The sequence below is a fragment of the Actinomyces capricornis genome, assembly GCF_019974135.1.
In the GTDB taxonomy this organism is placed as follows: Bacteria; Actinomycetota; Actinomycetes; order Actinomycetales; family Actinomycetaceae; genus Actinomyces; species Actinomyces capricornis.
Genome location: NZ_AP025017.1, coordinates 1,714,702 through 1,739,838 on the forward strand (window position 1 = coordinate 1,714,702; position 25,137 = coordinate 1,739,838).

General features: G+C 72.7%; 18 protein-coding genes. 10 read left to right on the forward strand and 8 right to left on the reverse strand.

Annotated features, from left to right (window positions below; all coding sequences use genetic code 11):
• The first annotated feature begins 56 nt into the window (after positions 1-56).
• Complete coding sequence (locus MANAM107_RS06900) at positions 57-1,043, forward strand: hemagglutinin (protein ID WP_223906636.1); 987 nt, start codon at positions 57-59, stop codon at positions 1,041-1,043.
• Positions 1,044-1,666: 623 nt separating this feature from the next.
• The gene (locus tag MANAM107_RS06905) at positions 1,667-3,193 is read left to right on the forward strand and encodes a phospholipase D-like domain-containing protein (protein WP_223906639.1); all 1,527 of its coding nucleotides are present in this window, start codon (positions 1,667-1,669) and stop codon (positions 3,191-3,193) included.
• 76 nt (positions 3,194-3,269) lie between these two features.
• On the opposite strand, the gene MANAM107_RS06910 is transcribed toward MANAM107_RS06905, so the two are convergent.
• Both MANAM107_RS06910 and MANAM107_RS06915 read right to left on the reverse strand, forming a co-directional pair.
• Positions 3,270-8,192 carry a DUF3418 domain-containing protein gene (locus tag MANAM107_RS06910; protein ID WP_223906641.1) on the reverse strand — a complete coding sequence of 1,641 codons (4,923 nt, stop codon included), beginning with the start codon at positions 8,190-8,192 and terminating at the stop codon, positions 3,270-3,272.
• A 139-nt stretch (positions 8,193-8,331) separates the two neighbouring features.
• Positions 8,332-8,886 (reverse strand): dihydrofolate reductase family protein, encoded by a 555-nt coding sequence (locus MANAM107_RS06915; RefSeq protein ID WP_223906644.1) that lies wholly within the window; start codon positions 8,884-8,886, stop codon positions 8,332-8,334.
• A 157-nt stretch (positions 8,887-9,043) separates the two neighbouring features.
• On the opposite strand from MANAM107_RS06915, the gene MANAM107_RS06920 reads away from it, so the two are divergent.
• Positions 9,044-10,123, forward strand: a complete 1,080-nt coding sequence (locus MANAM107_RS06920; RefSeq protein ID WP_223906647.1) for an endonuclease/exonuclease/phosphatase family protein — start codon at positions 9,044-9,046, stop codon at positions 10,121-10,123.
• A 103-nt stretch (positions 10,124-10,226) separates the two neighbouring features.
• Here MANAM107_RS06920 and MANAM107_RS06925 read toward each other — a convergent pair whose 3' ends face one another.
• From MANAM107_RS06925 to MANAM107_RS06935, 3 genes are all read right to left on the reverse strand, one after another.
• Positions 10,227-11,042 (reverse strand): alpha/beta hydrolase family protein, encoded by an 816-nt coding sequence (locus MANAM107_RS06925; protein ID WP_223906650.1) that lies wholly within the window; start codon positions 11,040-11,042, stop codon positions 10,227-10,229.
• A gap of 245 nt (positions 11,043-11,287) precedes the next feature.
• Positions 11,288-12,211, reverse strand: a complete 924-nt coding sequence (locus MANAM107_RS06930) for a copper homeostasis protein CutC (protein WP_223912939.1) — start codon at positions 12,209-12,211, stop codon at positions 11,288-11,290.
• Positions 12,212-12,296: 85 nt separating this feature from the next.
• Positions 12,297-13,214, reverse strand: a complete 918-nt coding sequence (locus MANAM107_RS06935) for a cation diffusion facilitator family transporter (protein WP_223906653.1) — start codon at positions 13,212-13,214, stop codon at positions 12,297-12,299.
• 185 nt (positions 13,215-13,399) lie between these two features.
• Here MANAM107_RS06935 and MANAM107_RS06940 point away from each other — a divergent pair, with 185 nt between their 5' ends.
• Complete coding sequence (locus MANAM107_RS06940; RefSeq protein WP_179900781.1) at positions 13,400-14,095, forward strand: trimeric intracellular cation channel family protein; 696 nt, start codon at positions 13,400-13,402, stop codon at positions 14,093-14,095.
• Positions 14,096-14,168: 73 nt separating this feature from the next.
• On the opposite strand, the gene MANAM107_RS06945 is transcribed toward MANAM107_RS06940, so the two are convergent.
• Entirely contained in the window at positions 14,169-14,474 is a 306-nt protein-coding gene (locus tag MANAM107_RS06945) for a YtxH domain-containing protein (protein WP_223906656.1), read from the reverse strand.
• 318 nt (positions 14,475-14,792) lie between these two features.
• Here MANAM107_RS06945 and MANAM107_RS06950 point away from each other — a divergent pair, with 318 nt between their 5' ends.
• Both MANAM107_RS06950 and MANAM107_RS06955 read left to right on the forward strand, forming a co-directional pair.
• Complete coding sequence (locus MANAM107_RS06950; protein ID WP_223906658.1) at positions 14,793-15,695, forward strand: VIT1/CCC1 transporter family protein; 903 nt, start codon at positions 14,793-14,795, stop codon at positions 15,693-15,695.
• 181 nt (positions 15,696-15,876) lie between these two features.
• The gene (locus MANAM107_RS06955; protein ID WP_223906661.1) at positions 15,877-16,323 is read left to right on the forward strand and encodes a carboxymuconolactone decarboxylase family protein; all 447 of its coding nucleotides are present in this window, start codon (positions 15,877-15,879) and stop codon (positions 16,321-16,323) included.
• A 78-nt stretch (positions 16,324-16,401) separates the two neighbouring features.
• On the opposite strand, the gene MANAM107_RS06960 is transcribed toward MANAM107_RS06955, so the two are convergent.
• Together MANAM107_RS06960 and MANAM107_RS06965 are read right to left on the reverse strand one after the other, a co-directional pair.
• Complete coding sequence (locus MANAM107_RS06960; RefSeq protein ID WP_223906664.1) at positions 16,402-17,583, reverse strand: App1 family protein phosphatidate phosphatase; 1,182 nt, start codon at positions 17,581-17,583, stop codon at positions 16,402-16,404.
• A gap of 28 nt (positions 17,584-17,611) precedes the next feature.
• A complete protein-coding gene (locus MANAM107_RS06965) occupies positions 17,612-19,075 on the reverse strand; it encodes a glycosyltransferase 87 family protein (RefSeq protein WP_223906667.1) in 1,464 nt (487 codons plus the stop codon).
• Between the two features lie 209 nt (positions 19,076-19,284).
• Here MANAM107_RS06965 and MANAM107_RS06970 point away from each other — a divergent pair, with 209 nt between their 5' ends.
• The 4 genes from MANAM107_RS06970 to MANAM107_RS06985 all read left to right on the forward strand — a co-directional run bounded on the left by MANAM107_RS06970 (position 19,285) and on the right by MANAM107_RS06985 (position 25,070).
• Positions 19,285-20,022 carry a response regulator transcription factor gene (locus tag MANAM107_RS06970; RefSeq protein WP_223906671.1) on the forward strand — a complete coding sequence of 246 codons (738 nt, stop codon included), beginning with the start codon at positions 19,285-19,287 and terminating at the stop codon, positions 20,020-20,022.
• A complete protein-coding gene (locus tag MANAM107_RS06975) occupies positions 20,022-21,416 on the forward strand; it encodes a sensor histidine kinase (RefSeq protein WP_223906674.1) in 1,395 nt (464 codons plus the stop codon). Before MANAM107_RS06970 ends, MANAM107_RS06975 begins: the two co-directional genes overlap by 1 nt.
• 361 nt (positions 21,417-21,777) lie before the next feature.
• On the forward strand, positions 21,778-22,593 hold the full coding sequence (locus MANAM107_RS06980) for an ABC transporter ATP-binding protein (RefSeq protein WP_263421877.1): 816 nt from the start codon (positions 21,778-21,780) through the stop codon (positions 22,591-22,593).
• Positions 22,594-22,658: 65 nt separating this feature from the next.
• Positions 22,659-25,070: an FtsX-like permease family protein gene (locus MANAM107_RS06985; RefSeq protein ID WP_223906677.1), complete on the forward strand. Its 2,412-nt coding sequence runs from the start codon at positions 22,659-22,661 to the stop codon at positions 25,068-25,070.
• Positions 25,071-25,137 lie beyond the last annotated feature (67 nt).

Consider the following 25,137-nt stretch of genomic DNA (forward strand, 5'->3'; position numbering starts at 1 on the left):
GGGCGACGGCGGTGTACCGCGGGATAGATGAGTGGAGATGTGGGAATATGTCGGGGATGTCCCCTCCCTCCTCCGGCCCGGGTCCCCGGGCCCACCGCAGCCCCCGTGGGCCGGGCGCCTCGCGCCGGGCCCACGCCCCTGGGCGCGCCCGCCCGGTGCGGCGGCGCCCAGCACGCCGTCGACCCCAGCGGCGCATCCTGCGTGGACCGCTGGGCATCATCCTGGCGGCCTTTCTCATCACCGTCCTGCTCGGCCTGGTGGTGCTGCGCCTGAGTGGCCCCCAGGGCCAGTCCACCTCGGCGGCCGTCCTCACCGAGCCCGCCGCGGTGGCCCCCGACCCCACCGGCTTCGAGGCCGCCAGCATCATCGACGATGAGGTCTTCTACGACTCCCAGGCGATGACCCGCGCGGAGGTGGAGGAGTTCATCTCCCAGGTCAACGAGGGCTGCATGCCCGGACTGGATGGCACTCCGTGCCTGGCCCAGGCCACCTTCGACGTCGAGCCGCGCGAGGCCACCTCCTTTTGCCCCGGTCAGATCGACCAGCAGCAGGGCGCCAGTGCCGGCCGGGTCATCTGGGCGGTGGCCCAGTCCTGCGATATCAATCCTCAGGTCCTGCTCGTCCTCATTCAGAAGGAGCAGGGGCTCCTGACGGCCTCCGGCGCCACTCTGACCGCGCGTGACTACGAGGCCGCTGCCGGCTACGGGTGCCCCGACGGCGCAGCCTGCGACACCCAGTGGTCGGGGTTCGTCGCCCAGCTCTACGGGGCCGCCTCCCAGTACCAGCGCTACCGGCTCGACCCGGGTGCCTATGACGTCCAGGCCGAGGTCCCGACGCAGGTCGCCTACTCCCCGGAGGCCCGGTGCGGCTCAGCCGAGCTCACGGTGGTCAACCAGGCCACCGCTGCGCTGTACAACTACACGCCGTACCAGCCCAATGAGGCCGCTGCCAGTGGCGGGGATGGCTGCACCGCCTGGGGGAACTGGAACTTCTACGGGTACTTCCGCGTCTTCTTCGGGGATCCGACGCCCTCGCGCGCTTAGCCCGCACCGGTGTGCGAGGGCTTCCCCGGGAATGCCGGGGTGCGGCACTGCATGTCCTGTGCACGTTCTGTGTGCCGCCCGACATCATTGCAGTGGATGAGATAAACTCACAGTGATGTTATTCTTTATCAATCCGTGATGTGCTGCGAGTTCCGTGCAGCGGGTCGTTAGTGGTGCGCGCAACACGCGACTCTCCGGGCGTCGTCGTTATCAATTCGTTGCCTTCCGTCACCGTATTGATGCGTTTTTCTCAGTGTTCTCCCAGCGCTGCTCCAAGGGTTCTTTCAGGGTTGGTCGGCAGAGTTCTACTCACCGCTGGACGGGGGCGGTCGCGAGGTACTGGGGAGTACTGCTGACCGGCTGTCACCGAGTCTGAGCCACAGCCAAGGGAATGTGCTCGGGCGCTCCAGTGAAGGAGGACCCGCTGCCGAATGGGAACCGGCAAGCGACCTCGATGCGAATGGCCCGACCCGGTGGATCCATACCGGGGCGGGCCTTCGCAGCATTCTGGTCCCGAACGCCGCAGAGCACCCCGGGACCCGCCTCGGACGCAGCGTCGACGACGGGTCTGCCCGCGCCGGGACGTCCACCGCCTCCCCGCCCGTCCGTGACATCATGCGGCCATGACGATGCCCCCGCTCCTGGCCGCCATCTGGGTCGTCATCGAGTACGCGATCAAGATCGCCGCCCTGGGGACGGTTCCGGAGAACCGCCGCCCCTCCTCCTCCACCGCCTGGCTGCTGCTGATCTTCCTGCTGCCCTTCGTCGGATTCCCCCTCTACCTGCTCATCGGCAGCCCCTGGGTGCACGGCCGGCGCCTGGAGCAGCAGAACACCGTCAACGAGGTGACCCTGGAGTACACCCGCAACATGCCCGACCTGCCGGTGGGGGCCGGCCCCTCCACCGCTCTGACCGGGGTGCTGCGCATGAACCGCGAGCTGACCGGGCTGCCATGCGTCACCGGGGAGGTCATCGCCGTCCACTCCGAGGCCAGAGCCACCTACGCCGAGATGGCGCGCGCCATTGACGAGGCCACCGACCACGTCCACGCCGAGTTCTACATCGTCAGCTGGGACGAGGTCACCGACATCTTCTTCTCCGCCCTGGAGCGGGCGGCCGCCCGAGGGGTGACCGTCCGCCTCCTCATGGACCACCTGGGCAGCCGCAAGTACCCGGGGTGGAAGGAGCTGGGGGACAGGCTGACCGCCGCGGGCATCCGCTGGCGCCTCATGATGCCGCTGCTGCCGCACAAGAGGCGCTGGCGCCGCCCCGACCTGCGCAACCACCGCAAGGTCCTGGTGGTCGACGGCGAGCGTGCCTTCATCGGCAGCCACAACATCATCGACCCCACCTACCGCCTGCGTCGCAACCTGTGGGCCGGGCGGACCTGGGAGGACCTGTCGGTGGAGATCACCGGGGAGATCGTCGTGGAGGCCCAGGCCGTCTTCGCCATGGACTGGTACTTCGAGTCCGGCGAGCAGCTCGAGGCCCTCGAGCTCGCCCTGGGGGAGCCCTCCGAGACCCTGCCCGAGGGCTCCGGGCTGCCCGGCGTGCCCGTGGGCCGATCAGCGCCCCAGCCCGGGCGCCCCGGCGCCGTGGTCAACGCCATGCAGCTCATCCCCTCGGGCCCCGGCTACCCCACCGAGCCCAACCTGCGTATGTTCGTGGCGCTTATCTACGGCGCCAAGCGGCGGGTGTCCATCACCAGTCCCTACTTCATCCCTGACGAGGCCCTCCTGACGGCCATGACCTCAGCGGCCTACCGGGGCGTGGAGGTCGAGCTCTTCGTGGGAACCGAGTCCGACCAGTTCATCGTCAACCACGCCCAGCGCTCCTACTACGGGACGCTCCTGGCCGCGGGCGTGCGCATCTACCGCTATCCGGCGCCCACGGTCCTGCACGCCAAGTACATGACCGTTGACGACGAGGTGGGGGTCATCGGCTCATCGAATATGGACTTTCGCTCCTTCGCCCTCAACTACGAGCTCATGCTCCTGGCCTTCGGCGGCGACCTGGACGACCTCCTGCGGAGCAACGACGCGGACTACCGGGCCGTATCGACCGAGCTGACCGCCCAGGAGTGGGCCTGCGAACCCTGGTACCGGCGCTACGTGGACAACGTCTGCCGCCTCATGTCGGCGATGCTGTGACCCCGGCAGGACCCCGGCGGCGCCGCAGTGCGGCCGCAGGAGCGCCCGGCCCTGCAGTCGGGGCCCTGCCGCAGCTCTAGGTGATCGAGGCCAGGAGCTTGGTGATGCGCTGGGGGCTGACCTTGCGGGATGTCCCCAGGGTCTGGGCGAACAGGCTGACCCGCAGCTCCTCGACCATCCACCGGGCCTCGACCAGTCGCGCCTCGCGCTGCGCGTCCGGGGGCAGGGCCGCTGCCCGCGCCCGGGCCTGATCGACCGCCGTGACCACCTGGGAGACCTGGTAGGCCAGGGCCGCATCCTGGGAGGCCGCTGACGGCGAGGAGGCAGCCCGCTCCACCCGCATCGCCAGGGCGGTGAGATAGCGGGGCAGATGGGCCAGCTGATCATCCGGCGTCGCCGAGACGAAGCCGTCGCTGACCAGCTGCGCCGCATGCTCGCGCACCTCCTGGAGCGTGGTGAGCAGGGACAGGGAGGTGTGCGCTCCCACCGCCCGCTCCACCTCCCGCTGGGCCGACAGGATGCGCACGACGATGAGGGCGAGGCGGTGGACCTCATCCTCCAACTCCTCGCGCATGACACCCACCAGCTCGCCGAAGACGGTGCGCTCGCGCACCCGGTCCAGTGCCCGCTTGGTCGCGGCGGCCCACCGGCCGGCCACGCTGCGCGCCGCCGCGAGCTGCAGATCCGCCACCAGCGCCTCCGTGCTGGGGTAGGGGGAGGCCGCCAGGGTGAGTGCCTCCTGCCCGCTCCACCGGCTGCTGACCCTGCCCGCGGGCAGTATGGTGCGCGCCAGAGCCAGGGCGGTCACCCCGGCGCCATGCTCACGGGCCTGGGCGACGGCGTCGGGAAGGATGCGCAGATCCGCGCTGGGCGCCTGCTGCCCGCGGCCCGCCTGCGAGGCCGATGCCGTGCTGCTGGCCGGCTCCGGGCGCAGGCGCGCCGCACCCCCGGAGGCCAGGAGCGCGGGGTAGCCGCGCACCACCAGGCCCGCCCGCCCGGTGGACTCCACCGTGGCCGGGATCGTGGAGCGCTGCGGGGCCCCCAGGCCCGGCACGTCGCTGGGCCAGTCGGTCAGGCCCTCGCGCTCGGCCAGCCCCGAGCGGACCGCGGACCCGGTGGGAGCCTGCGGGGCCCCCGAGTCGGCCCCCACAGGGGCCGGGCCCCCGGCTCCGTCCCGGGCCCCTGAGGGGCCCGCGCCCTGATTCGCGCCTGGAGCCCCGCCGTCGGCGCCCTGAGTGGACCGGCGCCCCTTGGCGCCCTTGCGGCCCTTGCGCCCGCGGGTGCCCTGGCGGTCCTGCGCCTCCTCCATGGCCTGGGCCAGGGCGCCGCGCACCACGGAGCGCACCGCCTCCTCCGTGCGGCCCGACAGGCGCCGGCTGAGCGCCACCAGGTCCTTGGAGCGCCCCAGGACGTGCCCGCGCTCATCGGTGGCGACGAAGGCCATGCGCAGGTGGTCGGGCTGGCGCTCGGCGGCCTCCTGCCAGTCGGCCTCGGTGATCTCCACATCCTTCAGCCGCCTGGCCACGGCGCTGAAGGCCTCCTCGAAGGGGACCTCGGGCGCCGAGGCGCCCGGCGGCGTCGGGTAGTGCTCCACCAGGGCGGCATGGATCTGCGCCCCCACATCGGGAGCGGGCACCAGCTGGCGGCGCACCCGCTTGGGCAGGGCCCGGATCGTGGCCACGCACAGCTCGGGGCGCATGCCCGGCACCAGCCAGTCGAAGCCCACCGGCTCCAGGCGCCCCAGGATCTCCACCGGCACCTGCACGCTCACGCCGTCGTCGTGCCGCCCGGGCTCGAAGACGTAGGCCAGCGGCAGGGTCAGATCGCCCTGCACCCAGGTGTCGGGGTAGCCGCTGGCATCATCCCCGCCGGGCAGCAGCAGCTCGCGGGTGAAGTCCAGCAGCTCGGGGGTGGCGCGCCGCTGGTCCTTCCACCAGGCGTCGAAGGCGGCCGCCGAGGTGATCGCCTCGGGCACACGGTCGTCGTAGAAGTCGAAGAGGGCCTGGTCGTCGGCCAGCAGCCCGTGGACGCGACGCCGGCGCTCGACATCCCCCAGCTCCTCGATCAGGGCCCGGTTGCGGGCCACGAAGGCGTGGCGGGCGTGCCACCCGCCCTCGACCAGGCCCTGGCGCAGGAACATCTCACGGGCCACCTCCCCGGCGGCGGCATTGACCGAGGCCAGGGTGGCGGGGCGGTCCGCCGCCAGCGTCATGCCGTAGAGCATGACCTTCTCGTGGACCATGGCGGCGCCCTGGCGCGTGGACCAGTAGGGCTCGCCGTAGACGCGGCGCAGCAGCCCGGCCCGCTCGGCGGCCTCCTCCACCCACCGGGAGTCCACCTTGGCGACCGTGCGGGCGAAGAGCCGGGAGGTCTCCACCAGCTCGGCGGTCATCACCCAGTCGTAGGTCTTGCGGCGCAGCCCGCTGCCCGGCCAGATGGTGAAGCGCGTGCCCCGGGCCCCGGCGTAGTCGCGGCGCCGCTCATCCCAGTTGCCCACGTTGGACAGCAGGCCTGTCAGCAGGCTGCGGTGGATGGCATCGGCATCCGGGGTGTCGGCGCTGCGGCCCAGGGCGACCACGGCGGCCGCCACACCCCCGTGGGCGATCTGGGCGGCGTGGGAGCCCGGCTCCAGGGCCTCGGTGGCGGCGCGGATGGCGCGGGCGGTCGGCAGCTCGATGGGGGCCGCGCTCAGCCCCAGGGGGCGGGCCAGCTCGCGCAGCTGGGCGTGGACGTCCTGCCACTCGCGCACCCGCAGGTAGTGGAGGAACTCCGAGCGGCACATGCGGCGGAAGGCCGAGCCCGACAGCTCGCGGCCCTGGGTGCGCAGGTAGCGCCACAGGTTGAGGTAGGTCAGGAAGTCGCTCGTGGGGTCGGCGAAGCGGCGGTGCATGGCATCGGAGGCCTCCTGGCGGTCGGCCGGGCGCTCGCGCACATCCTGGATGGACAGCGCGGCCACGATGACCATGACCTCCCCGGCGCAGCCCAGCTCGCCGGCCTCCAGGAGCATGCGCCCCAGGCGGGGGTCGATGGGCAGGCGCGCCAGGCGGCGGCCGATGGCCGTCAGTCGCGGGCCGCCCTGTCCCCGCCTCTCGTGGCCGGGGCCCCGGGAGGCCGCCGTCTCGATCGCGCCGATCTCGGTGAGCAGCTGGATGCCGCTGCGCACCTGACTGGGGTCGGGCGCATCCAGGAAGGGGAAGTCCTCGACGGCGCCCAGCCCCAGGGCCGCCATCTGCAGGATGACGCTGGCCAGGGAGGTGCGCAGGATCTCGGGCTCGGTGTACTGCGGGCGGGAGTCGAAGTCCGCCTGGGAGTACAGGCGGATGGCGATGCCGTCGGCCACGCGGCCGCAGCGGCCCGAGCGCTGGTTGGCGCTGGCCTGGCTGACGGCCTCGATGGGCAGGCGCTGGACCTTGGTGCGGTTGGAGTAGCGCGAGATGCGGGCCAGGCCCGGGTCGATGACGTAGCGGATGCCCGGCACCGTCAGGGAGGTCTCGGCGACATTGGTGGCCAGGACGATCCTGCGCGTGGAGTGGGCCTGGAAGACCCGGTGCTGCTCGGCGGCCGACAGGCGCGAGTAGAGGGGGACGATCTCCACGGCGCCGGGGACCGAGGAGCGGCCATCGGGGGTGTGTCGGGGCCCCAGGTGGTCGATGAGGGCCGCCTCGGTGTCCCGGATATCCCGCTCCCCGGCCAGGAAGACCAGGATGTCCCCGGGGCCCGCCGCCATGAGCTCATCGACGGCATCCAGGATGCCGGTGACCTGGTCGCGCTCCTCCTGGGGGCCGGGGCTGGCGGGGCGGCCGCGCGCGGCTCGGGCGCCCCGGCCCGCGGGGCCCGGGGCGGTGGAATCAGCCGAGGCCGAGGCCCGCGCGGCCTCGCGGCGCGCCCGGGCGGCCGCGCGCACCTGGGGATCGGGGGAGGTCAGGGCCTCCAGCTCGGCCTCGCTCAGCTCCCCCGGGGCGGGCGAGGCGGCGGGCCCGCCACCGCTGCCGGCGGTGGGTGCGGCGCCGTCCTGCGGGTCGTCGGGGGCGTCGTCGTCGGCGATGAGCGGGCGGTAGCGGATCTCGACGGGGTAGGTGCGCCCGGAGACCTCGATGACCGGTGCCGGCACCACGGCGGAGACCTCCTGGCCGTCGGCGCCGGCGCGGGCCGCGCGCTGCCCGAAGTGGCGGGCGAAGCGCTCGGAGTCGATGGTGGCCGAGGTGATGATGACCTTGAGGTCCGGGCGGCTGGGCAGCAGGCGGGCCAGGTAGCCCAGGATGAAGTCGATGTTCAGGCTGCGCTCATGGGCCTCGTCCACGATGATCGTGTCGTAGCGGGAGAGCTGGGGGTCGGACTGGATCTCGGCCAGCAGGATGCCGTCGGTCATGAGCTTGACCAGGGTGGTGGGGCCCACCTCCTCGGTGAAGCGCACCTGGTAGCCCACGATGCCCTCGCGCCCGATGCGGGTGCCCAGCTCGTGGGCGATGCGCTCGGCCACGGAGCGCGCCGCGATGCGCCGCGGCTGGGTGTGGCCGATCATGCCGGTGACCCCGCGGCCCAGCTCCAGGCAGATCTTGGGCAGCTGGGTGGTCTTGCCGCTGCCGGTCTCCCCGGCCACGATGACCACCTGGTGGTCGCGGATGGCCTCGGCGATCTCCTCGCGGCGCGCGGAGACCGGGAGCTGGTCGGGGTAGACGATGGCGGGGACCGCCTGGTGGCGGGCCTCGACCTGCTCAGGGGTGTAGCCGCGGCGGGGGTGGTCGGGCCCGCGGCGGGGTCGGCCCTTGCGCCGGCCGCGACCGTGCCGGCGGGTGGAGGGCCGGGAGTGGGAGCCGTGCCCCTGCTCCTCGCCGCTGCGCGGGCGGTCGTGATCCGTGGCGGCGCCGTCGGTGCTGGCGGGCTCTGCGCCCTGCCCGACCTCGGCGCCGCGCCCCCGATGCTGGCGATCGCCGTGGCTCGCGGATCCGGTCGCCTGCCCCTGGGCGCTGCGGTTCTGCTCGTTCTGGCCGTGTTCCATAGGGGGCCCATTGTTCCCTACGCGGCTGCCGCCCTGCGCACGCGCCGCGTCGCAGGGCTCCCGTGCCGCTGCGGGTGGGGGCAGACCGGGGATGGGCAGCGGCGGGCGCCGGGCACGACCGCAGGGGGCAGAGGACCGCTCAGCCGGGGCGGTAGACGCGGTAGGTGGCATGGACCAGGCCGTTCTGGCCGGTGTGGGAGGCCACCAGCTCCAGGCGGGTGTCCCGGGGCAGGGGGCCGAAGAGCGGCAGGCCCGAGCCCAGGAGGACCGGCGCCCAGGCCAGGGTGATCTCGTCGATGAGATCCTCGCACAGGAAGGACTGGATGACCCTCCCGCCATCAACATAGACCTGCCGGGCGCCCCGGGCATCGAGCAGCGCGACCGCCTCCTCCAGGCTGCGCGCCGGCGTGATCCGGGGGTCCTCGGCCTCCAGGGCGGTGGACAGCACAATGACGCCCAGGCCCTCATAGGGCCACTCCTCGAAGGTGAGGACCTTCTCATAGGTACCCCGTCCCATGACCAGGTGGTCGATGCTGGGCAGGAACTGCTCCCACTCCAGGGCGTGGGCACTGGTGCTGGGTCCCGCAGGTGCCTCGGGTGCATGGTGGCGTGGCCCGGGGGCGGGATCGGTGAGCCATTCGATTGCGCCATCGGGCCGGGCGATGAAGCCATCCAGGCTCGCCGCGATGAACACCCTGCCCCTCCACGGCCGCTCACCGACCACTGCTGCTCCCCTGCTGGATGCTGCCAGTAAATGACCCCGGAAGAGTACCGCGCTTCCCCGGTCGGGGTGTCCACCGCCGGGTGAGACCGGTTTGTGGCCCGGTGAGCGCTCCTGGTTGAGTGAGGCCATGAGCCGCCTCCAGATCGCGGGCTGGGTCCTCGCCGCTGTGATCGCGCTGGCCGCGCTGATCAGCATCCACCCGCCCCTGACCCTGCAGCCCTTCATCGCCCAGCTCATCGCGATGCGCTCCTTCATGGCCGTCGGATGGGGGATCCTGGGCCTGCTCGCCGCCCTGCTGGCGATCATGCTGCGCCTATGGGCCCGCCGCAGCGGACGGACCGGCCGCCGCGCAGGGCTGAGCAGCGCGGTCCTGGCCCTCGTCCTGGTCCTCGTCGCCCTGACCCACGGCGGCATCCTGGCCGGCCGCGGAACCTCCATGAGCACCCTGGCGGCCATCACGGACAAGAGCGGGCAGGAGGACGTCACCGTCCTGGCCCTCAACACCGAGCGGGAGGATGTCACCATCCAGGACCTGACGGAGGCCGCCAACGCTGCGCAGGCCGACGTGATCATCCTGCCCGAGACCACCGCCGCCTACGGCGAGCGCCTCGCCGCGGCGCTGGCGGGCACCAGCCTCGGCGCCCAGGCCACCTTCACCGTCTTCAGCGCCGTCTCGCCCCCGCTCGACCCGGACGACGACACCTATGGCCCCGGGCGGATCGACCCGGTCGATGCCACCACGATGCTGGTCTCCTCCCGCCTCGGGGACTACCGGCAGGTGGAGGGGCCCAAGGGGACCGGGCGCGGACTGGTGATGGTCGAGCCCGTGGACGGCACCGGCCCCGTCATCGCCGGGGCCCACACCTACCCCCCAGTACCGGGCTACATGACCCTGTGGCGCACCTCCCTGACCGGGGTGGCCGCCATCTGCCAGAACCCACCGGATGGGCTCATCCTGGCCGGGGACCTCAACGCCACACGCGACCACGGCCCCCTGCGGGACCTCCACCGCTGCGCCAGCGCCGGGGAGCAGGCGGGCATCGGCGGCCTGGCCACCTGGCCGAGCACCACCGACAGCACCCTCATGGGCGCCACCATCGACCACATCCTCGTCGACGCCGCAGCCTGGCAGGGCACCGCCGGTGAGGTCATCACCGTTGCACGCACCGACCACCGCGGCGTCGTCGTGCGTCTGACCGCGCGGTAGACCGCCTCGGCATCACAGCACCCGGGGCCGCGCGAACTCCCTGCGGGGCGGTTGGCGGCAGTCGGCCGGCGACGGCGCACCGGCTGCGGCCCCGCTGCGGGGCTCAGGCCAGGCGGCGCGCCACCCACTCCACGCCCATGCGCGCGGCCTCCAGCCTGGCCTCCTGGGAGGAGGCGGCGCTGACCTGCTCCAGGCGGCTGCCCTTCTGGAGCAGGGGGAGGCCCTGCGCGGCGGCCGCGGCGGTATCGGGCATCTCGTTGATGAGGACCCCGTAGATCATGAGCACCGGCCAGGGAAGGTCGGCCATGGTAGTGGCGGGCTCCTGCATGGAGAAGTCGGCGAGCGTCTCCTTGGACAGCACATTCCACCTGCGGGCGTTGGGGTTGTCATCCGGGATGCGGGTCAGCCCGTGCGCGGCCAGCTCGTCGAGCTGCTCGGGGGAGAAGACCTCCTCCCACAGGATCGACTGGGGGCCCACCACCGCCCCCACCAGGACGGCGGTGCGCACCCGCTCGGGGCGCGCCACCAGCGCCGCAGTCGCCCCGAAGCCATTGGCGTGGATGGCCTGGCGCTCGTAGCCGCGCTCGGCCAGCCAGCTGGAGACCGCCCGCAGGTCCTCCGCCTCGCCCGCCAGGGTGATGACGGCGTCGTCGGAATCCCCCAGCCCGGAGAAGTCGATGGCCAGGGTGGCCAGGCCCGCCTCCCGGTAGTGGGCGGCCACCAGGTCCAGGTGGCCCTCGATCCCCCGGCGGTGCGTGAGGAAGTCGTGTGCCAGGAGCACCGCGCCCTCGGCGCGCGCTGGGGCGGGCTCCTCGGCGGTGGGAGTGGCATCCGGGTCGAGGGGAGCGGCGCCCGGGGGCAGCGTGAGGGTCCCCGCCAAGGTGATGCCTCGGGGGGTGTCGATACGGACCTCGCTCATGAAGCCAAACTTAAATCAGAAAGTGATGACGGTCATCACAGGGATGTGGGCTGTGCTGCCGATTGCGCTGCCAGCGTGAAGGCGCGACGGCGATCCGGGCCGGCCGCCGGACCGGCCCCGGGACTCCCGCCCCCGTGCCGCAGAGCCGCGCGGGCCAGCGCCGGTCGCTGCGTCGTCGTCGGCATCCGGTGACAGGCGACGACGCCAGGGCGGGATCGGCCACCGGGCCTCCGTCTCGGCCCGCCTCAGCCCTCCTCGGCCCCGGTGGGCAGGGGCAGTGAGCGGGTGATCTCCACGGCCCGACGCACCTGGGCGGGGTCGGTGCGCTGCGGCTCACCGGGGCGCAGGCCCTCCTTGGCCAGGCGCATATGCACCTCCCGCACGCCGGTGGACTCCACCAGCGCGCTGATGGCGTCGGGCCGGATGCCCCCCGCGGCGATGACCGTGGGCCCCTCGGCGCCCGCCAGGCCGGCGATGACCTGGGTGCCCTGGGCGGCGGTGGCCGCGCCACCACTGGTGAGCACGTAGTCCAGTCCCAGGCCCCCCAGGTCCCCGTAGATCTCCACCGGGTCGCGGGCCTCGTCGAAGGCCCGGTGGAAGGTGACCGGGGCCCCCTCGGCCATCCCCATGAGGAGGCGCACGAGGCCGCGGTCCACTGCGCCGTCGGGCGTCAGCGCCCCGATGACGAAGCCCAGCTCGACCGCCGGCGGGAGGAAGGCCCCGCCGCCGGTGATCTGGGGGCGCGTGAACTCGCTCATCTCACGGGCCAGGGCGGCGATGCGGCGCACGTCGGCGATCATGGCCCGCCCCTCATCGGCGTCGTAGACGAAGCAGCCCCCGCGCGGCCGGATGAGCACGCGCAGCCCGAAGGGCGCGGCGGCGCTGGAGCGCGTCCAGTGCGGCCCGGCCAGGGCGCGGCGCTCCTCGACCTGCTCGGCGGCCGCGAAGATCGCGGCCTCGATAGTGCCGATCGACGACGTCGTGCCGCTGGCGGTGAGGTTGTCGCCCAGCTCGACGCGGTCGGCGCCCTCCCGCGCGGCGATCCGCACCCCTTCGACATCCTCCACGCAGATCTCCAGGACCACATGGTCCGGGTGGCGCCAGGCCGGGCCTGAGGAGTCGGAGTGCGCCTGGTACTTCAAGGAGGGGGCGGAGTGGGTGAGCTTCATGGCGTTCATGGCACGAGTGTGGCATGCGCAACGTGGTGCGGGCCACTTCCTGTGGGCTCGGAAGGGGCTGCCCGGCTCCCGGGGCTCACACGTCGGCGACGTCCTCGTAGGAGCGGGGGTCCTCGATCGGCTCCAGGTGGGCCGAGATGCGCAGGCTCGCATCGGCGGCCACCAGCTCGTCGATGACCTCCTCGGTGAAGTCGTGCCCCTGCTTGACGCTCCAGGCGGCGGGCACCAGGACGTGCAGGTCCATGAACCGGCGCGCCCCGGCCTCCCGCAGTCTTACGGCGTGGAAGTCGATGACGCCGGGGCGCCGACGGCGCTCCAGCACCTCCTCCACGGTCCTGAGCGCCTCGGCGGAGGGGGCGGCGTCCATGAGGCCGGCCACCGACTCGCGGATGAGCTTGAAGCCGGTCCACATGATGTTCAGGCCCGCGCCCAGCGCCACGATGGCGTCCAGGATCGGGGAGTCGAAGACCGCGACCAGCCCCACGCCCACCAGCACGGCCGCGGAGGTGACGATGTCGGTGGCCAGGTGCTTGGCATCGGCGATGAGGGTCAGCGACCGCTCCTGGCGGCCCTTGCGGTAGAGCACCCAGGCCACCGCGCCGTTGAGCAGGGAGGCGATGACCGAGATGACCAGGCCGACCCCCAGCTGCTCGGGCATGACGGGATTCAGGAGCCGCTCGATGGAGGAGATGATGATGAAGGCGGCCGCCACGAAGATCATGACGCCCTCGATGACGGCCGAGAAGTACTCGGCCTTGGAGTGGCCGAACTGGTGGTCGGCGTCGGCGGGGCGGATGGAGATCTTCAGGACGATGAGGGCCACCACGGCCGCCACCAGGTTGACCAGGGACTCGGCGGCGTCGGAGAGCAGCCCCACCGAGCCGGTCAGCCAGGCGGCCAGGCCCTTGAGGGCGATGGTGCCCAGGGCCGCGGCGATCGACAGCCAGGCGTAGGCACTGAGGTCCTTGGGTGGGGTGTAGCGCGGTGTGGACACCCGCCGATCATCCCTGCTCGGGCGCCTCCCTGGCCACCCACCCCTTCCTTTCGACAATTTGCATGAGATCGGCCTTCTCCGGGCCCGGAAAAGGCCGATCTCATGCAAATTGTCGAAAGGAAGGGGAAGGCAGTCGACTACTGTGGTGCCGCTGTTCCCGGATGCCGCGCGAGTGAGGAGGGGTGATGGGCCCGTTCCCCCAGGTGCTGCCCGTGCCCGATGCCCTGTCGGACACCTTCAGGGTCATCGACCTGTGCGGGGTGCTGCTCAACGGCATCCTGGGCGGGCTCATCGCCCGGCGCAAGAACTTCGACCTGGTGGGCTTCATCGTGCTGGCCATCATCACCGCCACCGGCGGCGGCATCCTGCGCGACGTCATGATCCAGGCGGGCCCGCCCTTCGCCCTGACCGACCCCTACTACCTCTACACCGCCTGCCTGGGCGCCGCCGTGGCGTGGTTCGTCCCCATGAACGGGCGTCGGTCGCGGCGCCTGCTGGTGGTGGCCGACGCCGTCATCCTGGGCTGCTGGGCGGCCACCGGGGCCTCCAAGGCACTGCTCAACGGCCTGGGCCTCATGCCCGCCGTCCTCCTGGGCTGCCTGACAGCAGTGGGCGGCTCCATGATCCGTGACGTCTCGGTCGGCGAGACCCCGGCGGTCTTCGGCGGCAACAAGCTCTACGCGGTCCCCGCCCTGGTGGCCGCCCTGACCCAGGTGGCGGCGGTTCACGCGGGGCTGCCCGACGCCTACGCCATGGTCGGCTCCACCGCGATCGGGGCGGGGCTGTGCCTCCTGGCCTACTGGCGCTCCTGGAAGCTGCCCGTGGTCACCGACCTGGAGCGCCGCCGCCTGCGCGCCCGGACCCCCGCCACTCCCGACTGAGACGGGCCGACGGCGGGCCCGCGGCGCCGACCTGTGGCGACCATGACCGACCACGACCGGCCCAGGCACCGCCTCAGTTCAACGGGCGCACCTGGGCGTCGTCGACCTGGACCGGGGAGGCGGGGGCGGCGGACCGGGAGGGGGAGCCGAAGAGGCGCTCCTTGACGGCGTCGGCCACCTTCTCGGTGACGGCCTCGCCCTGGGCGCGCACGGCCTGGCCCACGCGGGCCGAGGCCGCGTCCACCTTCTGACGGACGTAGGGCTGCTCGGCGACCCGGGAGGCGGTGGCCTTGATGCGCTCGTACTGGGCGCGGCCCGCACGGGTGCCCAGCACGTAGCCGGCGCCGAGTCCGATGATGAAGGGGATCTTTCCTGCCATGGGTGGCCTCCTGAGTGTGGTGTCCGGGATCGTCCGGTGGCCGTCTCCGACCGCGTCGCCGCGCGACGACGGCGCAGGTGGCGCATGCGGCGCGGCTGGTCGGGCGCGGGTCGTGAGGGCCCGCAGGTGCGGGCTCGGCCCTGCCGCGAACCATACCGGGCGCCTGCGGGGCGATGATGCGGGTGCCGGTCCCGTCCGCGCTGGGCGAGCGGGAGGGCGCTCGCGGCAGGGGGTCGGCCGATTGCAGGGCAGCCCACCCTTCGTGAGGTAAGACTTTCTTTGCTATACAGGGAGATTGATTGATCTTACTGTTGTGCTGTGACGATCGAGATGACCTCCCTCAGGCCCTCCCGGGACGCCCGCACCGCCGGGAGCACGGCCCTGCCCGCCATTGATGCCCGCCTCCCGGTCTCCTGCCCGACGGCGATCGTCCTGAGCGATCAGGGAGCGCTGGCCTGCCAGGGAGCGTCGGCCCGTCCTGGCCGGGCCCCCGCGCCCGAGGGGGCGGCGTCACTGCCGGGTGCAGCACCGCAGTCCCAGGCCTCCGAGCTGGCCTCGCGGCTCAACTGGCTGCGCGCAGGTGTCCTGGGCGCCAATGACGGGATCGTGTCCGTGGCGGGACTGGTGATCGGGGTGGCCGCGGCCAACCCGGGCCGGAGCGCCATCATCCTCACCGCCGGGGTCGCGGGCATCCTCGCGGGTGCGGTATCCATGGCAGCCGGGGAGTACGTCTCGGTCTCCACCCAATCCGACACTGAGCGCGCCATGGTGCGTCGCACGCGGGCCCGCCTGACCCAGGACCCCGAGTCCGGCCTTGATGCGCTGGCCTCCCACTACCGGTCCAAGGGCCTGAGCGCGGCCACCGCCCGGCAGGTGGCCCAGGAGCTCACCCGCCATGACGCCCTGGCCGCCCACCTGGAGGCGGGCCTGGGCCTGCGGGAGGACGACTACACCAACCCCTGGCATGCCGCCCTGTCCTCCGCGATCGCCTTCACCCTCGGCTCTCTGCTGCCGATGCTGGCCATCCTCGCCTTCCCCGTCCCGCTCCAAGTGCCCCTGACCTTCGGCTCGGTCCTGGCCGGGCTGGCCCTCACGGGGTGGATCTCGGCGGCCCTGGGCCGCGCACCCGTGCTGCGGGCGGTGGCCCGACTGGTGGTGGGAGGCGCCCTGGCCATGGCCACGACGTGGGCCATCGGCGCCCTTATCGGCGTGGCCGTCTAGGAGCCCGCGCTTGTCCGGCCCCTGAGGCCACTCGCGTCTGCGGCGCAGGACCCGTGCTTGGCGATGCTCTGCGCCGTCGTACCATGCCACCGCTGCGGGGCGACGGACACGCCGGCCGCCGCCCCGGGGACCGAGGCCGGGAGGGCCCGGGGATGTCAATAAGGAGAAAGGGGCACGAGCCGTGCCAGTGGATCTTGCCAAGGCGCAACCGGAGAGCTACCAGGCGCTTGTCGCGCTGACGGAGGCCGCCCAGGCGGAGATGGAGCGCGTCGGGGTCGATGCCCGGCTGCGCGAGCTCGTCGCGGTGCGGACCTCCCAGATCAACGGATGCGCCTACTGCCTGCGGGCGCACACGAGGGACGCGGTCGAGGCGGGTGAGACGGCCGATCGCCTGGCGGTCCTGCCCGCCTGGTGGGAGTCTCAGTACTTCAGCGCCCAGGAGCAGGCGGCCCTCGCCCTGGCCGAGCGCGTGGCCCGGCCCTCCGAGCCGCCCCACCACCGGGTGGGTGCCGTCGTCGAGCAGGGGTCCCTGGACGAGACGCAGACCGCGGCCCTGACCTGGTTCGCGATCGTCATGAACTCCTGGAACCGCATGGCGCTGGCCAGCGGATACGCCGTCAGGCCATGACCCTTTGGGGCGTAGGCCCCGGCCCTGAGCGCGCCCGACCGGCCCCCACAGGGTTGGCCGGGCGCGCTCAGGAACCGCCTAGGAGGCCTGGTCTCCGGGGCCGGTGAGCAGCCGGCGCGGCAGCAGGCGGGCCAGCTCGTAGCCGTCGGAGCCCACCACCACGGGCACGTCGGCCTCCGCCAGGGTCCGCGCCTCCGGCCCGATCCCCATGGGGTGGACGGCCAGCCCGCCGGCCAGCACCTGCTGGGCGGGGGTGAGACGGCGGATGGCCACCGCCGCGATCCTGTCGGAGTGCTGGCGGACGGCCTCCCCGTAGATGTAGGGATCGTGTTGGCCGTCGTCGCCCACCAGCAGCCAGCTGATCTGCGGCAGGTCGATCATGAGTCGGCGCAGCTCGGTGCGCTTGTGCTCGATCCCGGAGCGGAACCAGCCGGTGTTAGTGGGCCCCCAGTCGGTCATGAGGGTGGGGCCGTCGGGGAAGCCATGGCGGTGGAAGAAGGTGCGCAGCGTGGGCACCACGTTCCAGGCCCCGGTGGACAGGTACATCATGGGGCAGCCGGGATTGGCGGCCTGGACGCGGGTGTAGAGCTCGGCCATGCCGGGCACGGGCTCGCGGGCCACGGAGTGCTTGACCAGCTGGTTCCAGGCGGCCACGAGCACGCGCGGCACGTGGGTGACCATGGCGGTGTCGTCGATGTCGGAGATGATCCCCAGGCGGGGCCCCGGTGGCACGATGAGCACCCTGGTGCTCACGGGCGCGGCACCCGCCGCATCGACCTCGGCCTCATGCCAGCCCGGCTCCAGGCCGTGATCGCGCACGACGACGTCGATATAGCCGTTGTGGTCGGCGCGGGTGCGCACGCTCTGTCCGCCCACGCTCACGGTCACCGGCAGGTAGGAGACAGGGACCTCGATGAACAGGCGCCATCCGCGCTGGGCCTCCAGCAGGCTGGTGACGGCGATGTCCCGGGCCTGGGCGGCGCTGGCGGGCATGGACTCGGGCAGGGAGCGCAGCAGGGGGCCCTCGTCGGGGGCGTCGGGCGGGCGCATGACCATGCGGGCCATGACCCGCACCATGGAGCCCCCGGCGGGGCGGGCCCCGGGGTCGCCTGTCCCGGTGGGGGAGGGCCCGGCGGCCCCGGTGGTGCCGTAGCCGTCGTAGGGGATGACGCGGGGGCGCCAGCCCTTGCGCTTGAAGACGGGGATCGACTCACGGTGGAAGCGATCCTCAATGGCGCGGGCGATGTCGGAGAGAGGCACGGGGCTGATCCTAGGGCGGGTTCGTTTCTCACGAGGGGTCCGGGCCGGTGGCCCGCGTGGGGCCGGGGTGCGGGTGGCTGCCGCGCAGCCGGCGACCGGCGGCCCACCACAGGGCCGCGCCGGCGCCCAGGGCCCACCAGGTGTAGGACGAGCCCAGGATCTTGGCCCATACCGGCCAGTACTGCTCCACATGGTTCTGCTCGGGGAACCACCACTGCATGGCCAGCAGGAAGACCGCTGCTCCGCCGAGGGCGGCGGCTGCCAGGGTGCGCGAGCGCCAGCGACGGGCGGCGGTGGCCAGGGAGATGAGCGCCGGCAGGCTCCACACCCAGTGGTGGGACCAGGAGATGGGGGAGATGAGCAGGCCCAGGACCATGATGACGCTGAGCTGGAGGGCCAGGATGAGGCCCGCCTCGGGGTCCGTCGGCTTGAGGTGCGGTGATGTGGAGGGGGCCGGTGCGGCGTCCTCGGCGGGGCGCCCACTGGGGGTGGTGGGGCGCGGGCGCAGCGCATCGAGACGGCGGCACAGGGCCCAGGCGGCCAGGACCGCGATGAGGGCGCACCCCGCCCAGGTGAGGGTCCACAGGGGCTCGGGCAGGCCGCGGGCGATGGCGCCCTTGAGGTTCTGGTTGCCGGAGTAGTCGGCGAAGCCGGCGCGCCCGGAGTCCCACATGGCCCAGGTGAAGAACTCCCAGGTCTCCGTGGGGCTGGCCAGGGCCGCCAGGGCGGTCAGGCCGACGGCGCTGCCCACCATGGTGGCTGCGGCGCGCCACTCGCCCCGGGCCACCAGGACGAGGACGGCGATGGCGGGGGTGAGCTTGATGGCGGCCGCCAGCCCGCTCAGCGCCCCGCGCCAGCGCGAGCGGGCGGGGACGGCCAGGAGGTCGAGGGCGACCATGGCCATGAGGATCGCGTTGACCTGCGCGTACTCCATGGTCTTGGGGAAGGGCTCGAGGGCCATGACGCCGACCAGGGCGAGCCAGGGCGCCAGGCCCCGGGCGAGGCGGGGGACTCGCCAGTCGGGGAGGGCGCTCGCGGTGGAGGAGGGGGCAGAGGAGTCGGAAGGGGCGCGGCGCGGGGCGGTGACGGGGCAGGGGGCTGCGGCGCCTCCGCCCTGGAGGGCGCGCAGGAGCGCCCAGGTGGTCAGGCCCGCGCACAGGGGGGTGGAGGCGACCAGGAGCGCGGTGGCCCACTCGTAGGTCAGGACCGTCATGGGGGTCAGGACCCAGGCCGCCAGGGGCGTGTAGGTGAAGGGCCACAGGTGCTGGGCGGGGTTGGCATACCAGTCGTAGAGGCTGCCGCCGGCGTGCCACTGGTCGATGGCGTAGTAGTAGACGAAGGAGTCGAGCTTGAAGACCCACTGGCCGTCGTCGGTGGCCGAGACCCAGGCGGCGATGAGGAGGCCGATCCACCCCAGGACCGCCGTCAGGGGCGAGGCCAGTGCCCTGGCGAGCGCGGTGAGCAGGCGGGCCGGTGAGCTGGTGGGGGACACGATGGGCAGTCTAGGTTGCCGTTCCGAGACCTGGCTGCGGGCAGGGAGGTGCACGGGCGGTACTGGCGCGGGCCGGCCTTGCGGTTTCGCCCCTCTGGACGCGGAATCACCGGGCTGCTAGGGGTGGATCCGCGTCCAGAAGGGCCAGATCGTGGAGGCTGGCCCGCTGGCATGCCGCCGCTGATCACGGGATGTGCTTTGCTGGGGTCATGAGCCCTGAGGTGGATGTCCTGCTGGTCGAGGACGAGGCGGATTTGGCCGCAGCCATCCGCGACTACCTGGAGGCCTTCGGGCTGAGCGTGCTCCACTGCCCGGAGGCCGAGTCGGCGCTGGAGAGCGCGCGCCGCCGCCCGCCCGGGGCCGCACTGCTCGACGTCAACCTGCCGGGCAGGAGCGGCTTCGAGCTGTGCCGCGACCTGCGCGCGGCCGGACGGATGCCGATCATCTTCGTCTCGGCGCGCAGCTCCGATATCGACCAGGTCCAAGGGCTGTCCCTGGGCGCCGACGACTTCATCACCAAGCCCTTCTCCCTGGCGGTGCTCCTGGCCAAGGTCCGCCGCGCCCTGGAGCGCTCCGCCGAGGCCACGGCCGCCACAGGTCGGTGCACAGCCCCCACCAGCGCCAGGACGGGGCCGAAAGCGGGCGGTCCCGGTTTCGACGACGGCCGCCTGCGCGTCGAGCCCGATACCGGGCGCACCTACCTCGAGGGCCGCGAAGTGCACCTGACCACCCTGGAGGACAGGATCCTGCGTCACCTGGTGGCCAACCAGGGCGCGGTATGCGCCAAGGAGGACATCATCCGCTCGGTGTGGGGCGATGAGTTCACCAGTGAGGGCACGCTCACCGTCCACGTGCGCCGCCTGCGCGCCCGCATCCAGCCCGAGCCCGACTCCCCGGCCTACATCCGCACCGTGTGGGGCCGCGGCTACCTCTTCGAGGCCCCCTGATGCGCGCGCTGCGCGGGATCATCATCCTGCTCCTCGTCGGCTTCGCCGCGGGGCTGGTGTCCCTCGCCCTCATCGCCACCCGCGCTCAGCCCGCCCCGGACACCGCCAGGCTCAACGACGCCGTCCAGCGACTGTCCGCCGCCTGGCCCCACCCCGAGGAGGCGGGCCTGGAGGGCATGTCCGAGGAGCTGATGGTGGTGGACGCCGCGGGAAGGCCGGTGGACCTCACCGCGGACGGCACCGGAGCGCAGACCGGGTGGGACGGCCAAGGGGGCCAGGATGCCCAGGAGGCCGGCCCACCGGTCTCATCGCAGGAGAAGCCGGCGCCGACCCCCCTCTCCGCCACGGGATCGCAGGCCCCCGGGGCCAGTGGGCTCCGGCCCCTGACCTGGAGCGCCCAGCACCGCCCACTGGTCGGCCCCGTCATGGTGGACGGGCAGGTGGTGGCCTGGGCCCTCCTCGACGATGACTACCCCGCCCGCCTCCAGGCCCACCAGCGGGCCCTGGCCTGGGTGGGGGCGGCTACCCTCGCCGTCGAGCTGATTCTGGTGGTCTGCGTGCTGGCCTGGCTCCACGCGAGGATCCTGGCGCCCTTCCGGGATCTGGAGCGCTTCGCCGCGCGCGTGGCCGACGGCGACCTCTCGGCGCCCCTGGAGCGGGATCGGGCCAATGTCTTCGGCGCCTGGAGTGAGAGCTTCGACCTGCTGCGCACCGAGCTGGCCTCCTCCCGGCAGCGGGAGGAGGAGGCGCAGGCCTCCCAGGAGGCCCTCATCGCCCAGATCGGCCACGACCTGCGCACCCCGGTGGCCACGATCGCCGCCACCGCCGAGCTCCTCGAGCTCTCCGAGGACTCCCCCGCCGCCAGGGAGCGCCTGCGCGTCATCCAGGCCAAGAGTCACCAGGTCGACGACCTCATCAGTGACCTGTTCCGTGCTCACGCCTCACAGATCGCCGCCCTGAGCGTGACGCCCACGGACCTGGCCGCCCAGGAGGTGGCCGATCTGATCCGCCAGGCCGACCACCGGCGCCTGGTGGAGCTCAGCCCCCTGCCCGCCGTCCTCGTGCGCGCGGACCGGCGGCGCCTGGCCCAGGTCGTGGACAACATCGTGCAGAACTCCTACAAGTACGCCGGCACCGCCATCCGCGTCACCGGCCGCCTTGAGGGGGAGGCACTGCGGCTCAGCCTCACCGACGCCGGCCCGGGAGTGGACCCCGATGAGACCGGACTCATCCTCGCCCGGGGGCAGCGCGGCAGGAACGCTGCAGGGACGCACGGCCAGGGACTGGGCCTGTTCACCAGCGCCCAGCTCATGGAGCGGATGGGCGGGCGCATCGAGGCGGACCTGCCCGAGGGCGGGGGCCTGCGCCTCACCCTGACCCTGCCCCTGGCCTGACCACCCTCGCGCTGCACATCTTCACGCCAGCGCTGCGCCGCAGATCCCCAGGATTCCAAGGCTTGGGGATCTGACTCCGCCCTGGAGGCGCCCGAAGATGTGCAACGAGGACCCCGCTGCACATCTTCGGTCCGCGATGGGTCCGGCACTGGAAGCAGATCCGCAGGATTCTGCGGTTCCGCGCAGGGGAGGGCCTCTGAGGATGTGCAGCCCCGGGAGACAGGGCCACCAGGCGGCGGGCCGCCAATCGCAGGCGAATCGTAGGAGTTCTGTCAGGAATCCGCGCCGGCGCTGCCCTACCGTCGCAGTAGGACGCATGCAGCGGGAGATCAGCGCGAGAGCATAGGGAGAGGGGACAGGGATGCCGCACCGGGATCCGCAGGACAGGGCCACCGGCAGGCCCAAGGGCAGGCCCCCGGCCGCGGAGGCCCCGGCGCCGATTCTCACCACGAACAAGCTCTCCAAGACCTTCTCGGTGGGAGGCTCCCAGCAGCATGTGCTGCGCAACCTGGACCTGGAGATCGCCCCGGGCTCCTTCACCGTCATCATGGGCCCCTCGGGCGCCGGGAAATCCACGCTCCTCTACGCCCTGTCCGGGCTGGACCGCCCCACGCTGGGGACCGTGGCCCTGGGCGGTGAGGACCTGACCGCGATGAGCGAGGACGCCCTGGCCCGCTTTCGCCGCAGCCACTGCGGCTTCGTCTTTCAGCAGGCCCACCTGCTGGACGGCCTCACCGTCCTGGAGAACCTCCTGACCGTGGGCCTGCTCGCCGGCGCCGACCGCTCCGCCGTCGTCGCCCGGGCCGCCGAGCTCCTGGAGCGGGTGGGCCTGCCGGTGCGGGAGTGGGACAAGGCGCCAGGGATGCTCTCGGGCGGTGAGGCGCAGCGCGTGGCGATCGCCCGAGCGCTGATGAACCGGCCCACGGTGGTCTTCGCCGATGAGCCCACCGGCCAGCTCGGCTCCGAGCAGTCCGCCGCGGTCCTGGACCTGCTCAGCGAGGTCCACGACGAGGGCCAGGCCATCGTCATGGTCACCCATGACGTGCGCTCGGCCGCCCGCGCCCAGCGGGTCCTCTACCTGCGCGACGGGCGGATCGCCGATGAGTGCCCCCTGGCCGGGAGCGCGCAGGAGCGCACCGATGAGCTCACCGGCTTCCTCACCCGGATGGGGTGGTGAGCATGCCGGCACAGCAGACGGCGCAGGCGCGAGCGGAGGGCCGGCCGAGAGGAGCGTGGGCCCTGGTGGGCGCAGCCCGGCGCTGCGGCCTGCTGGCCCGCCGCACGATCCGCAAGCACCCGGGGCTGGTGGGCGCCACCCTGGCGCTCTCCCTCATCGCGGGCCTGCTCAGCAATATCGCGCTGGTGATGCTCACCCAGCACAGCGCCTACCTGGAGGCCAAGTCCGCCGAGTGGAGCTCCCCGGATATCGTCGCCGTGCTCCCCCAGGACGAGCGGGCCCAGGCCGTGGAGGACGACCTGCGCGCCGAGGAGCGCATCGCCGCCCTGGAGGTTGCCGACTGCGTCACGGTCCAGGGCTCCATCGCCTACTCCGGCTCGGTGCTGCCCTCCGGCTTCCTGTTCTACGACATCGAGGACACCCCCGCAATGGGCCGCTGGGATGTGGCCTCCCAGGCGGGGCGGCCCATGGCTAACCCGGTCTGGGTGCCCTCCACGCTCCAGGAGGCTGGAGGCTACGAGCTCGGCGATGAGCTGGTCCTCACCTCCCCCATGGGCAAGCGCACCTTCCACATCCAGGGCTTCGTGGAGTCCACCTACGGTGGGAGGCCGTCGATGGGGCTGCTCTGGTTCGGGCTGCCGCGCCAGGATCTCCAGGACCTGCAGGCCGAGGCCCAGGCACACATGGCCGCGCTGCGCGCCGAGTGGGAGGCCTCCGGCCGCGGCGGGGCCCAGTCCCCGGACCTCATCCCGGGGTGGGTGCCCTCCACGCTCATCAAAGCACGGGTCCAGGGCGGCTTCGAGGCCGGCCGTGAGGTCATCGCCGCCAGCGCCGCGGAGCACGGCGCCACCGGGGTCTGGGACATGGATCGGGAGCTCGTGTCCCTGGATGACCGGACGTCGGTGGGGGTGGTCGCCGTCATCGTCCTGCTGTTCTCCTCCATGATCACGGCGACGGCCGTGCTCATGCTGGTCTTCATGCTGCGCGGCGCCATCGGGGAGGACCTGGGGGCGGTGGGCATGCTGCGCGCTGCGGGCTTCACCACCGGCGGCGTCCTGGGTCCCATGGTGCTGTGCCTCGCAGCGGTGGCCGCCGTCGGGGCGGGGCTGGGGGCGGGGCTGGGGCACATCGTCCTACCCCTGCTGTCGAGGATGCTGCGGGCCCAGACCGGGGTCACCTGGCGGGCGCAGGCCGACCCCCTCCTGCTCCTGGGCTGCGCCATAGCCCTGGGCACCGTGGTGCTGGTCAGCGGGGCGCTCGTCGCCTGGCGCGCCAGCAGGATCACCACGGTTGAGGCACTGCGCGGCGGTCAGGCCGACCACTCCTTCACCCGCGCCCGCCTGCCCCTTCAGCGTGCTCGGGGCCCACTGGCGATCCTGCTGGGGATCAAGGCGATGCTCGCGGCCCCGGGCCGCACCCTGCTCATCACCGTGGTCTCGGCGGCCTGCACGCTGGCCTCGGTCTTCTCCGCCTCAGGGCTGGGGACGCTCTCGGATCGGGACAGCGCCCTGTCCCTCCTGCTGGGTGGCTCGCTGCCCGATGTCACCGTCGTGGCCCCGGACGGCGAGGCCGTCCAGGAGGCGGTGTCCCGGGCGGCGAGGACCGCGGGGGTCGAGGCGGCCACGTCCTTCAGTACCAGGTCAGAGACCGTTAACGGGGTGAGCATGCTCTTCCTCATCGTCGACGACGTGGAGGATCTTCCCCGCAGCCCGGTCTACCAGGGGCGCCCGGCCCGTCACGCCAACGAGATCGTCCTGGGGCCGGGCCTCGCCCAGAGCCTCGGGGTGGAGGTGGGCGAGACCTGGAGGGCCACCCGGGAGGGGGCCTCCACGGAGTACCTCGTCACGGGACTGGCCAGTGGTGCGGTCAACTTCGGCGCCTTCGCCCTGGTCACGAGACAGGGCTTCGAGCAGCTCGTGCCCCAGGCGCCCCTGTCCTCCGCCGGCGTGTTCGTCACCGAGGGCGCCGATACCGGGGTCGTCACTGATGCGCTGCAGGAAGAACTCGGCTCCTCCTTCCAGGTACTCAATACGCGTGACTCCCTGGGGGTGCAGATGGAGGGCTATACCTCGATGGTCCCGCTGCTGTCCCGCACCCTCATGGTCTTCACGGGCCTGGTGGTGGTGATGGTGGTCGGCCTCATGACCGCCTCCCTGGTGGCGCGCTCGCGGCGGTCCTCCGGGCTGCTCAAGGCGCTGGGGATGACGACGCGGCAGGCGGCGGCCCGCGTGCGGTGGAGTGTGCTGCCTCCGGTCATCGCCGGCACTGTGGCGGGGTGCCTGGCGGGTCTGGCGCTGGTGCGGCCTCTGCTGGGGGCCATGCTCGCCGGTGTGGGGATTCAGCAGATCACCGTGGATATCCCGGTGTGGCCGGCCTATGCCGCGGGGGCGGTCATCCTGGTCACGGCGATGGTGGCGGTCGTGCTGGCCGTGCGCCCGATCGGGAGAGTGACGGCCTACGTCCTGCTCTCGGAGTAGTGGCGGTCGTGGAGGTGGGAGGCGCTGGGCCGGGCCGGTCGCCGGGTGGGCCTGCTCCTCGTTCCCG